At 39.9% G+C, this 12,084-nt stretch carries 14 protein-coding genes; 12 read left to right on the top strand and 2 right to left on the bottom strand.

The window, feature by feature from the left end; all coding sequences use genetic code 11:
• The first annotated feature begins 1 nt into the window (after window position 1).
• The 12 genes from M3P19_RS14645 to M3P19_RS14590 all read left to right on the top strand — a co-directional run bounded on the left by M3P19_RS14645 (window position 2) and on the right by M3P19_RS14590 (window position 10,695).
• Window positions 2-634 (top strand): NAD(P)H-dependent oxidoreductase, encoded by a 633-nt coding sequence (locus M3P19_RS14645; RefSeq protein WP_249658438.1) that lies wholly within the window; start codon window positions 2-4, stop codon window positions 632-634.
• A gap of 36 nt (window positions 635-670) precedes the next feature.
• A complete protein-coding gene (locus M3P19_RS14640; protein ID WP_249658437.1) occupies window positions 671-1,243 on the top strand; it encodes a YceI family protein in 573 nt (190 codons plus the stop codon).
• A 236-nt stretch (window positions 1,244-1,479) separates the two neighbouring features.
• Window positions 1,480-2,877 carry an anthranilate synthase component I family protein gene (locus tag M3P19_RS14635; RefSeq protein ID WP_249658436.1) on the top strand — a complete coding sequence of 466 codons (1,398 nt, stop codon included), beginning with the start codon at window positions 1,480-1,482 and terminating at the stop codon, window positions 2,875-2,877.
• Between the two features lies 1 nt (window position 2,878).
• Complete coding sequence (locus M3P19_RS14630; RefSeq protein WP_249658435.1) at window positions 2,879-3,445, top strand: anthranilate synthase component II; 567 nt, start codon at window positions 2,879-2,881, stop codon at window positions 3,443-3,445.
• Between the two features lie 17 nt (window positions 3,446-3,462).
• Window positions 3,463-4,458 carry an anthranilate phosphoribosyltransferase gene (gene trpD, locus M3P19_RS14625; RefSeq protein ID WP_249658434.1) on the top strand — a complete coding sequence of 332 codons (996 nt, stop codon included), beginning with the start codon at window positions 3,463-3,465 and terminating at the stop codon, window positions 4,456-4,458.
• The gene (gene trpC, locus M3P19_RS14620; protein WP_249658433.1) at window positions 4,455-5,240 is read left to right on the top strand and encodes an indole-3-glycerol phosphate synthase TrpC; all 786 of its coding nucleotides are present in this window, start codon (window positions 4,455-4,457) and stop codon (window positions 5,238-5,240) included. The genes trpD and trpC overlap by 4 nt, the downstream gene beginning before the upstream one ends.
• Window positions 5,237-5,893: a phosphoribosylanthranilate isomerase gene (locus tag M3P19_RS14615; RefSeq protein ID WP_249658432.1), complete on the top strand. Its 657-nt coding sequence runs from the start codon at window positions 5,237-5,239 to the stop codon at window positions 5,891-5,893. Before trpC ends, M3P19_RS14615 begins: the two co-directional genes overlap by 4 nt.
• The gene (trpB, locus tag M3P19_RS14610) at window positions 5,890-7,071 is read left to right on the top strand and encodes a tryptophan synthase subunit beta (RefSeq protein ID WP_249658431.1); all 1,182 of its coding nucleotides are present in this window, start codon (window positions 5,890-5,892) and stop codon (window positions 7,069-7,071) included. Before M3P19_RS14615 ends, trpB begins: the two co-directional genes overlap by 4 nt.
• Window positions 7,072-7,110: 39 nt before the next feature.
• Entirely contained in the window at window positions 7,111-7,872 is a 762-nt protein-coding gene (trpA, locus tag M3P19_RS14605) for a tryptophan synthase subunit alpha (RefSeq protein WP_249658430.1), read from the top strand.
• Between the two features lie 31 nt (window positions 7,873-7,903).
• Window positions 7,904-9,400: a M20/M25/M40 family metallo-hydrolase gene (locus tag M3P19_RS14600; protein WP_249658429.1), complete on the top strand. Its 1,497-nt coding sequence runs from the start codon at window positions 7,904-7,906 to the stop codon at window positions 9,398-9,400.
• Window positions 9,401-9,466: 66 nt separating this feature from the next.
• Window positions 9,467-9,832: a hypothetical protein gene (locus tag M3P19_RS14595; protein WP_249658428.1), complete on the top strand. Its 366-nt coding sequence runs from the start codon at window positions 9,467-9,469 to the stop codon at window positions 9,830-9,832.
• On the top strand, window positions 9,829-10,695 hold the full coding sequence (locus M3P19_RS14590; RefSeq protein ID WP_249658427.1) for a hypothetical protein: 867 nt from the start codon (window positions 9,829-9,831) through the stop codon (window positions 10,693-10,695). The genes M3P19_RS14595 and M3P19_RS14590 overlap by 4 nt, the downstream gene beginning before the upstream one ends.
• Here the strand turns inward: M3P19_RS14590 and M3P19_RS14585 are convergent.
• Both M3P19_RS14585 and M3P19_RS14580 read right to left on the bottom strand, forming a co-directional pair.
• A complete protein-coding gene (locus M3P19_RS14585) occupies window positions 10,692-11,357 on the bottom strand; it encodes a uracil-DNA glycosylase family protein (RefSeq protein ID WP_249658426.1) in 666 nt (221 codons plus the stop codon). The genes M3P19_RS14590 and M3P19_RS14585 overlap by 4 nt on opposite strands.
• Window positions 11,357-12,082, bottom strand: a complete 726-nt coding sequence (locus M3P19_RS14580) for a hypothetical protein (RefSeq protein ID WP_249658425.1) — start codon at window positions 12,080-12,082, stop codon at window positions 11,357-11,359. The genes M3P19_RS14585 and M3P19_RS14580 overlap by 1 nt, the downstream gene beginning before the upstream one ends.
• Between the last annotated feature and the right edge of the window lie 2 nt (window positions 12,083-12,084).

Raw genomic sequence — 12,084 nt, 5'->3', positions numbered from 1 at the left:
AATGAGCAACGTACTTAAAAATAGAACATGGCGCTATGCCACTAAAAAATTCGATGCCAACAAGAGGGTATCAGATACTGATTTGGAGCTATTGCTTGAAGCCACTCGATTGAGTGCTTCTTCTTACGGTTTACAACCTTATCATGTTTTTGTAATAACTGATCCAGAAATAAAGGCAAAACTACGCCCTGTTTCATGGAACCAGTCGCAAATTACAGATGCATCCCACATCATTGTCTTCGCAAACATCACTGATTTTGGAGAGGAGCTATTGGATGGCTACATGAAAAATGTAAGTGATACCAGAAACATCCCCGAAGAGAGTTTAAAGGGTTATGGGGATTTTATGAAATCCAAATTGTTAAACCTATCTGAGGAGACCAAGAACATCTGGACCATTAAGCAAGTATATATTGCGCTTGGCAACATGATGCAAGCTGCTGCTGAATTGGAGATCGATACGTGCCCCATGGAAGGTTTTGAATCTGAAGCGTACAACGAAATCCTAGGACTTGATGAGAAAGACCTAAATGCCTCAGTAGTTTTGGCCGTAGGTTACCGCTCGGATGAAGATGAGACCCAGCATTATGCCAAGGTCAGAAAATCAAAAGAAGAATTATTCACACACATATAAATTCAATTATTTAAAATCGAAAATTTAAACACAATCATGAAAAAGACAATTTTAAGTTTAGCCTTAATCACCGTATTTGGAACTTCAGCCTTTGCAGGCCCAATTGATGGAGAAAAGAAAGAAGTGAAAACCAGTGAAAGTACGGTTACTTGGAAAGCCTACAAAGTAGGCGGTAGCCATGTAGGAAACATCAATTTGAAATCAGGTGCCCTTGAGTTTGATGGTGATAAATTGGTTGGTGGTGAGTTTGTAGTAGACATGACCACAATCAATACAACGGACTTACAAGGTGATTACAAAAACAAATTGGACGGTCATTTAAATTCTGATGATTTCTTTTCCACCGCTTCCAATCCAACGGCAAGCTTGGTATTTACCAATGTTAAAGCCAACGGTAAAAATTCTTATGAGGTAACAGGCGACTTGACCATCAAAGGAATAAAAGCTCCGGTAACTTTTGATGTTTCGGTTTATGATACAAAAGCTACAGCTACTTTGAAAGTTGATCGCACAAAATACGACGTAAAATATGGATCGGGAATCATTGGCACTGCCAAAGACAAATTGATCTATGACGAGTTTGATTTAGTGGTTGATTTGCAGATGTAATCAATGCTAGTTTAGTGTTTGGAAATCCCGTTGGAGCTTTGCTTTGACGGGATTTTTAATTTCACAAAACAAAATTTGGTAGTTACATTTTCCTTTCTATCTTTGATGCAATGAAATTTGGAACAGTAAATACTTGGTGGTGGATCAACTTACGGAAAAAGTCGTGAGCTAGTCCCCATTGTAACCATATAGAGGCTTGTCATCACGACAAGCCTTTTTTTATTTATGATCTTGAAATGACATATACTTTAGAAACCAATTACAAACAAATCCTGGCCGATACCATTACACCGGTCAGCGTGTACTTAAAGATACGGGATCGCTTTCCCAATAGTATTCTTTTGGAAAGTAGTGACTATCATGCAAATGATAACAGTTTTTCATATATCTGCTGCAATCCCATTGCTTACATCAAGGTCCAGGATGAAGTAATAACCCAGCGTTTTCCAGATGGAACCAAGGAAGAGACACCTATTAGTTCGGATATAGATGTTACTGATGTCATTCATAATTTCGGTGGACGATTTTCGGTGGCGTCAAATGGCTTTAAGTTTATAAATAATGGGTTGTTTGGTTATATGTCCTATGATGCGGTTCGCTACTTTGAAGATGTGGAAATCACTGCAAAGGAAAATTCCATTAAAATTCCTGACATCTATTATGCGGTATATCAAAACATCATTGCGATCAATCATTTTAAGAATGAGGCTTACGTCTTTTCCCATTCCTACAAAACAGAAAGCAATGTTGAGGAGATAGCGCAATTATTCAATGTACGGAATTTTGCCTCCTATAATTTCACCAAGGAAGGAGCGCCTGAATCCAATTTAAAGGATGAAGAATACAAAGAGCACGTAGCATTGGCAAAAAAACACTGTCAACGTGGTGATGTATTCCAGCTGGTACTCTCCCGCAGGTTTTCCCAGGGCTTCAAAGGAGACGAATTCAATGTATACAGGGCCTTAAGATCTATAAATCCATCACCCTATCTCTTTTATTTTGATTTTGGGGATTTCAAGATTTTCGGTAGCTCACCCGAGGCACAACTTATTGTAAAAGATGGCAAAGCTGAAATCCATCCTATTGCTGGAACCTACAAACGTACCGGTAACGATGAACAGGATGCAGAACTTGCCAAAAAACTAGCACAGGATGAAAAGGAGAATAGTGAGCATGTCATGCTGGTTGATCTTGCACGCAATGACCTAAGTCGAAATGGAAATACGGTAAGTGTGGAAACATATCGTGAGGTTCAATATTTTTCCCATGTGATCCATTTGGTTTCGAAAGTGACAGGTATCAAAAAAGAAGCAAGTCCTACAATGAAGGTGGTAGCTGATACTTTCCCCGCCGGTACCCTAAGTGGTGCACCAAAACACATGGCCATGCAATTAATTGAAAAATACGAGAAGACAAGTAGAGCTTACTATGGAGGTGCTATCGGATTTATGGATTTCAAAGGAAATTTCAATCATGCGATTATGATCCGAACATTTCTAAGTAAAAACCACCAATTGCATTACCAGGCAGGGGCTGGATTGGTGGCCGCTTCAAATCCGGAAGATGAACTACAGGAAACATACAACAAATTAGGTGCCTTGACCAAGGCCTTGGAAATTGCAGAAACCATTTAAGATGGGAAGAAAGATACTGATGATAGACAATTACGATAGTTTCACTTACAATTTGGTGCACTATCTGGAAGATTTGGATTGTGAGGTCACGGTCAAACGAAACGATCAACTTTCCTTGGAAGAAGTTGAAGCTTTTGAGGAAATTGTGTTATCACCTGGACCAGGCATTCCCGACGAAGCTGGATTGCTAAAGCAAATCATTGCCAAGTATGCGCCTACCAAACGCATTTTAGGGGTTTGCTTGGGACAACAAGCTATAGGTGAAGTTTTCGGCGGCAATTTGGTAAATCTAGATCAGGTATATCACGGGATTGCCACCAACATCACCATTAAACAGCCAGGTATTCTTTTTAAAGGAATGCCGGAACAAATACAGGTGGGTAGATATCACTCTTGGGTAGTTGATTCCAATTTACCAGAGGAATTAGAGGCTACTTCCGTTGATGAAAACGGACAAATTATGTCACTAAGACACAGAACATATGACGTTACCGCGGTGCAATTCCATCCAGAATCCGTATTGACACCAGAAGGAAAACAAATGCTAAAAAACTGGCTAAACGGCTAATCAAGAACCCAATTGAAATGAAGGCAACACTCAATAAATTGATAAATCACGAAATCCTCGCAAAGGAAGATGCCAAGCAAATTTTGGTGAACATTGCCAAAGGGGATTACAACACTTCTCAAATTGCGGCATTCTTGACCGTTTATATGATGCGCAGCATAACCATAGAGGAATTGGAAGGGTTCAGGGATGCGCTCCTTGAGCTTTGCCTGGCCGTGGACTTGTCCGAGTACAACCCCATTGACCTCTGTGGAACTGGAGGTGATGGTAAGGACACCTTCAATATCTCCACTTTGGCTTCGTTTGTAACGGCCGGAGCAGGGATCAAGGTCACCAAACATGGAAATTATGGTGTATCCTCAAAGTGCGGAAGCAGTAATGTCATGGAATTTTTGGGTATCAAATTCAGCAATGAAGCTGATTTTTTACGAAGATCCATTGATGACACTGGAATTTGTGTACTGCATGCTCCTTTGTTCCATCCTGCAATGAAAAACGTTGCACCAATACGTCGGGAATTGGCCGTTAAAACCTTCTTCAACATGTTGGGGCCTATGGTAAATCCCGCATTTCCCAAAAACCAGATGGTAGGTGTCTTTAACCTGGAACTGGCAAGAATGTACGGTTATCTTTATCAAAATACTGACAAGAATTTTACCGTATTACACGCCTTGGATGGCTATGATGAAATTTCCTTGACGGGAGCAACCAAGACCATTTCAAATAATTCGGAAGGTATGTTGTCCCCTTCGGATTTTGGGGTTGCCAAAATCAATCAACAAGATATTGTTGGAGGCGAGGACATTGGAGAATCGGCCCAAATATTTCTAAATGTATTAGGAGGCAAAGGAACTGAAGCTCAAAACAACGTTGTTTGCGCAAATGCCGGAATAGCTATTGCCACTGTTGAACGCAGCTCCCCAAAAGAAGGATTTGAAAAGGCAAAGGAATCCTTGCTAAGTGGAAAAGGACTCAAGGCCTTGAAAAAACTACAAGAACTGAGCGCAAAATGAACATTCTAGATAAAATAATTGCGGATAAACACAAGGAAGTGGCCCTTAAAAAGATGCTGGTTCCTACCAGTCAGTTGGAGGCGTCTTCACTGTTTGAGCGACATTCCAATTCGCTTTCCCAGGCCTTAAAGCAATCTAAAACAGGAATAATTGCGGAACACAAGCGACGATCACCTTCCAAACAAACCATAAACCAAGACACAAACGTAGGCCAAGTAGCTTCGGGCTATCAAGTTGCTGGTGTATGTGGTATGAGTGTTTTGACCGATATTAAATATTTTGGTGGCTCCCTTGAAGATCTCATGCTGGCCAGAGCATCTGTGGATATGCCGCTACTGCGAAAGGAATTCATGATTGATGAATTTCAAGTATTGGAAGCGAAAGCACATGGAGCGGATGTCATTCTCTTGATAGCCGCAGTTTTAGACCGCAATCAAATAAAGACGCTCTCGGAATTGGCCAAAAGTTTAAGCATGGATGTGCTTTTGGAAGTTCACAATGAAGAAGAACTGCACAAATCCCTAATGCCTAGCTTGGATATGCTAGGGGTCAACAATAGAAATCTAAAGACTTTTGAGGTCAGTTTGGACACCAGTAAATCCTTATCACAACTGATTCCCAATGATTTTGTGAAAGTATCCGAAAGTGGCATAAGCAATATTGAAGCTATACAAGATCTTCAGAAATATGGATATGAAGGTTTTTTGATTGGTGAAAATTTCATGAAAACGAGTAATCCCGGTAAAGCTGCGAATGACTTTATTAAAAATCTAGATGCATGAAGTTGAAGGTTTGCGGAATGAAATACAATCCAGGCGAAGTAGCTGCTTTACAACCAGACTATTTAGGCTTCATCTTTTGGGAACCCTCTGCCCGTAATTTCGTTGGTGAAATCCCAGAACTACCTACTACCATAAAAAAATTTGGCGTATTTGTGGATGCTTCGATAAAAACGGTTTTGGACAAGGTTATCACCTATGATTTGGGAGCTGTACAACTTCATGGAAAAGAAAATGCAGGGTATTGCAAGGCTATTCGGGATAACATTCAAAAGGAGGGTTTTGAAATCATCAAGGTTTTTTCCGTTAACGAAGATTTTGATTTCGGCACACTTAAAGACTATGAGGATGTGTGTGATTACTTCCTTTTTGATACCAAAGGAAAACTTCCAGGGGGTAACGGATATACCTTTGACTGGTCGCTTTTAAACGACTACCCTTCTAAAAAACCATTCTTCTTGAGCGGTGGAATTGGATTGGAATCCATGGAAAAACTAAAAGATTTTTTGAAGAGTCCAGCTTCAACATACTGCCATGCCATTGATGTCAATAGCAAATTTGAAACTAAACCTGGACTTAAGAAAACTGAAGCACTTAGAGCATTCAAAGCACAACTAATAGAGAATCGTCTAATTAAAACTGATAACCGATCATGAGCTATCACGTTAACGAAAAAGGATACTACGGAGAGTTTGGAGGTGCATTCATTCCTGAAATGCTATATCCCAATACTGAAGAACTCCGCCAGAATTATTTAAGGATCATGGCGGAACCCTCTTTTCAAAAAGAGTTCCATCAGTTGTTAAAGGATTACGTAGGGAGGCCTACCCCACTCTACTATGCAGAACGCATGTCCAAAAAATACAATACCAAGATCTACCTGAAACGCGAAGACCTTTGTCATACTGGGGCACACAAGGTAAACAATACTATTGGGCAGATTTTGATGGCCAAAAAACTGGGCAAAAACAGGATTATAGCAGAAACTGGTGCTGGTCAACATGGGGTGGCCACCGCCACGGTCTGTGCCTTAATGGGTATAGAATGCGTGGTGTATATGGGCGAGGTTGATATTGCACGACAAGCACCCAACGTAGCCCGTATGAAAATGCTAGGTGCAGAGGTTAGACCTGCATTATCGGGTAGTAGAACCTTAAAGGACGCGACCAATGAAGCCATAAGGGATTGGATCAATAATCCTGTGGACACACATTACATCATTGGCTCTGTAGTGGGTCCACATCCTTATCCTGATATGGTGGCACGATTTCAGGCTGTTATCTCCGAAGAAATTAAAAAACAGTTGCAAGAAAAAGAGGGTCGTGAAAATCCGGATTATGTGATTGCATGTGTGGGTGGCGGTAGTAATGCCGCCGGTGCCTATTATCACTATCTAGATACGCCAGAAGTTGGTATAATCGCCGTAGAAGCTGCCGGTAAAGGCATAGATACTGGAGAAAGTGCAGCTACCTCTGCCCTAGGAAAAGTGGGCATTATCCATGGTAGCAAAACACTTTTGATGCAAACACAGGACGGACAAATCACCGAACCGTATTCGATATCTGCAGGATTGGATTATCCGGGAGTTGGTCCGTTGCATGCCCATTTGTATACGTCAGGTCGTGGTGAGTTCATTTCCATTACGGATGATGAAGCTATGACAGCTGGCCTCACGCTATGTCAGATGGAAGGTATAATTCCGGCTATTGAATCTTCTCATGGATTGGCAGTTTTTGAACAGAAAACATTCAAGCCAGATGATGTTGTGGTTATGAATCTCTCCGGAAGAGGTGATAAAGACCTTCAGAATTATATCGATTATTTCAAACTATAACCCCAGATAATTTTACGAAAATAACAGTAGCGTCAAAGGATGAATAGAATCAATAGTAAACTTAAAGCGGACAAAAAACTACTTTCCATCTATTTTACGGCTGGTTATCCGGCATTGGAAAACACAGTCCAAATCATACAGGAGTTGGAGAAAAATGGGGTTGACATGATTGAGATTGGACTACCTTTTAGCGATCCATTGGCAGATGGTCCAACCATTCAAGCTAGTTCAACACAAGCGCTTCGCAACGGCATGACCACGGATAAGTTATTTGAGCAGTTGGTCGGTATTCGAAATTCAGTTGAAATACCTTTGATCATTATGGGCTATTTCAATCCAGTTTTCCAATATGGAGTGGAGGCTTTTTGTAAGAAATGTCAAGAAATCGGAATTGATGGTTTAATCCTACCTGATCTACCTTTGGATGTTTATCAAGAAGAATATGAAGCAATCTTCAAAAAGTATGGATTAATCAACGTTTTTCTGATTACGCCTCAGACGAGTGAAGCGCGAATTCGGGAAATAGATGCCGCTTCTGACGGGTTTATCTATATGGTAAGTTCTGCAAGTACAACTGGAACAAAAGAAGGGTTTGGAGATGCACAGCACACCTACTTTGACCGAATTGCAAACATGAAGTTGAACAACCCACAAATTGTAGGCTTTGGCATTAGTAATAAATCCACTTTTGAACAAGCTACAAACAAGGCCAAAGGAGCAATAATCGGGTCCGCTTTCATCAAACATTTGAAGCAAAATGGCCCTAAAAAAATCGATGGGTTTGTTGCGGGAATTCGCTAACTTCGGTTTTCATTTTTAACCGAATCGAGTTATGAAAAAACTGGTATGTTTTTTTGCCCTTTGTTTATCAATTACAGTTTTTGCCCAAGACAAGGCGGCTATTAAATCGCAGGTAGCCCATGCCATTGAGGAACTTCGGGATTTTATTGCCATTCCGAACGATGCTTTGAATCCGGATGACATTGACCGAAACATAAGCTGGTTAAAACGAAAATTCGGTGATCGTGGTTTCAATACTGCAGAACTGGCTACTGAGAATCTCCCCTTGTTTTTTGCCGCAACACCAATGGAGGATAACAAACCAACTATATTGATTTATATGCATTTTGACGGACAATCAGTAGAACCTTCAAAATGGAATCAACCAGACCCCTATAAAACGGTATTGAAAAAGCCAACTGCGAATGGTTTTGAAACTGTTTCCTTTAATGAATTGAATGATGACATCAACTATGACTATAGATTGTTTGGTCGTTCAACTTCGGATGACAAGGGCCCTATTGTAATGTTTCTTAACGCTATTGATTTACTTAAAAAAGATGGCAAGGAAATTCCATTTAATGTAAAAGTCATATTGGACGGCGAGGAAGAGAAAAGTAGCAAACCTTTGCCAAAAGCAGTTCAGCAATATCGTGAGTTATTAGAAGCGGACTTTTTATTGATTGCTGATGGTCCGATCCATGCATCGGGAAGACCAACTGTGGTATACGGGTGCCGAGGTATCACCACTATGACATTGACAACATATGGTCCTATTAAACCCCAGCATAGTGGACATTACGGCAATTATGCCCCAAATCCTGGATTCCAATTGGCGCAATTGCTTTCTGGAATGAAAGATAAGGAAGGTCGGGTAACCATTCCTGGCTATTATGATGGTATAACGGTAAATGAGGACATCATCGAGGTATTGCGAAGTGTTCCCGATAGCGATGAAGCCATTGCAGATAAATTACAATTCAAAACTGCGGAAAAAGTAGGTGGTTTTTATCAAGAATCCCTTCAATACCCAAGTTTGAATGTGCGTGGTCTTGGTTCAGGTTGGATTGGCCCTAAGAGCCGGACCATAGTACCGGAAAGTGCAACGGCAGAACTCGATTTGCGTTTGGTTCCTGAAAGTGATGGTACACGTCTAAAAAACCTTGTGAAAAGTTATATTTCCGAACAGGGTTATCATGTATTGGATCATGTACCCAGTAAATCTGAACGAATGGCAAATGACAAAATAGTTACCGTTACCGAAGGAAGCGTAACAGACGCCTTCCGTACTGATTTGAACAGTCCTTTTGGTGTTTCATTGGTCCAAACCCTTGAGTCTACCTTTGATGCTGAAGTAGTGCGGTTTCGGATCATGGGCGGTACTGTACCAATAGCTCCTTTTATCAATGAACTTCAGATACCTGCGTTCTTAGTGCCAATGGTTAATCCGGATAACAACCAGCATAGTCCGAATGAGAATCTTAAAATTGGACAGTTAGCCTATGGCATTCAAGCTTTATATGCAATTTTGAGTACTAATCCTCAATAAAAAGAACCCTCATTACAATGAACCGCATATCTTATCGTTCTTTAAGGCATTATATGCTTCGGTTGTATGATTAACAATAAATATCTTACAGTTCTTTTAAGTTTTACTTTCTTGATCTCTTGCAGTCCAAAACTTTCCTCGGTATTGGTAAAAGACTATCAATCCTTAGCCTATGATGAAGAAGTAGTTGTATTTGACATAGATGAAGATATACCAGAAGAATTCGAGCAAATTGGTGTATTGAAAGCTCGTGATACTGGATTCAGCGTAAAATGCAACTATGAGATCGTGCTAGATAAAGCCAAATTGGAAGCTCGCAAAGCGGGTGGAAATGCTATTAAAATCACAATGCACAAAAAACCTGATTTCTGGAGCACTTGCCATAGAATCGATGCGATTATTTTGAAAACACCTATCAAATACAACAAATGAAAAATTTACTAATTGCTTTTTTAGCGCTTTTTATCTCCAGTTCCCTTTGTGCTCAAGATGTAATTGTCACAACTAGTGACCAAACTATTTCTTGTAAAATCACAAATCTGGAAAAAGACTATATCCAATTCGTATATCTCAAAGATGGAGTTTATGAAAGTACTCTAATACAACGATCTGAAGTAAAGTCCTTTAAACAGGGTTTTGACCCAACTATTAAAATTCCAAAAGACAGTTTACCGGGATACATTGATGCGTCTGGTATTAGATTGGCGATTAGTGGAGGTCTAAGTTACGATCCAGGAAGAATTGAAGGCGTAACACCAGAAAACTTTTATAAAGATTTAAGATCTGGTTACCATATTGAAATTGGTGGAATCTATTTTTTTGACAGAACCATAGGCGTTGGTCTAAAATATAATTTGTTCAAGTCATCAAATTCATTTGATAATGTTTCATTCGATAACCCGGATGGAGAACAAGTAACCGGTAGATTAGAAAACAAAATAACTGCCTCTTTTATAGGAGCAACACTAGCAACACGATTCTTGGGCAAAAACACGAAAACCGCATTTTTTATAAATTCTTCATTCGGTCTGTTACACTTTAAAAACGAACAAGTTTTGGTAGACAACTATGAAGTAAATGCAAAAACGTTCGGAACAAGTGTTGATTTAGGATACGATGTACAAGTGGCGAAGCAATTCTATATGGGTCTTCAATTAGGTATAACAGGAGGACGAATCAAAAAATTTGATTTTGAATCCCCAGATGGAACAGAAACAGTAGAGCTCCCTAATGGTCAACGGTTTATTGGAAATCCAAGACTGGATTTTTCCTTAGGTGTCCGATATACGCTCTAATCCTCTATAAAAAACTCGCGATACTGTAATACCCGAAAATCGAAGGTGGTGAACTTAGGGTTTTTAGCTTTCAAATCCTTATAGGTTTGAAGACTTCCAATCGCCCTGTTTGCTGCACCTGATGGCGCAGTAAACGAAACTGTTCGGATTTTTCTAGAAGATCCTAAAGACAATCGATGTATTCTGGGAACACTATTGGAAATCACTTCCAATTGTAATCCTTGTTCTTTCAGTTGCCTCCGAAAAAAGTATTCGGGTCCATTTTTACTATTTCCGCCCATGAACAATACCGTATCTATTGCTGGGTATTGTTTCAAATAACCTACCAGATTACGCAACTTTGCATCTTGCATGCCCAAATCAGAAGCATCAATTTTCTCTCTTAGTGCACTTTCAACAATATCGCAAACGCCAATTTTATGTTTCAGCAGAAAGTTTTTACGTTGTTCTGTAGCCTCGTGGGTAGTTTCAAATTTTAGATTCAAATTGAAGATTTCATCCAAAATTGGCCACAACATACCGTTACGGCTACCATAGCAAAAATCGACATCATCTGCCTTTAAATCGCCGGTGGTAAATCGTGGTGGAGGCAAAGTACCTACAATGACCTTGGTAGCCTCTGGAAACAGAAATGGTTTATAAGGATGCGTATGTTCGAACATTATTGGAGTTGCTGTAATTCTTCGCGTACTTTTTTGATAGTATCCCTATGTTGTCTCAAATTCTGTTTTGACATATTCTCAGCTTCACCAAGCATTTCCTGATAGATTTCCTTGGCGTCTGACGGTCTGTTTTGACGGGTCAAAAAACGCCCCAATTCCAATCGTTCTATGAAATTGGAATATGGCGCATCAAAAGTTCTCAAAACTTCTTCTGCCAAATTGAGGCCTCCATGTTTTTCCAAGGAAAGCGCGTAAAAGAAGGAAGCTTTGGATTTTCTAAATTGGGTGTTACCCCTGATTTTTTCGGCCTGCAGGATCACTTCCTCCAAATTGCCTGAATAATAATTGGCTTCCAAAAGTTTAGAAATCACGTAGAAATCCTGGCTGAACACATCCTTTAAGGAAGCCTCATAATGTGAAATTGCCTCAGGATATAAATTTTCATTCAAATAAGCATCTGCCAACGCCACTCTATTTTCAAAGGTTTCGGAAAACTTGAGTTTCTTCTCCAAATCCTTGATTTTTTTTGAAGGGTTTATTACAGTCACCAAACTATCCTGCACTTTTTCGATATCCCTCTTTTGAAAAACATTCATAAACAAATAGAGCAGTGATCCTACCAATGGCAGAAATATAATGGCAAAAATCCAATAGTAGTTATTTCGTTGTGTATAGCAGTGGTAGATACAAAACCCTTGCAGGGCAATTACGAGGTAGTAGTACATTG

The organism is Flagellimonas spongiicola (assembly GCF_023502425.1).
In the GTDB taxonomy this organism is placed as follows: domain Bacteria; phylum Bacteroidota; class Bacteroidia; order Flavobacteriales; family Flavobacteriaceae; genus Flagellimonas; species Flagellimonas spongiicola.
Note: the sequence above shows the minus strand (reverse complement) of the source record. Positions and strands in the feature narration are given on the sequence as shown.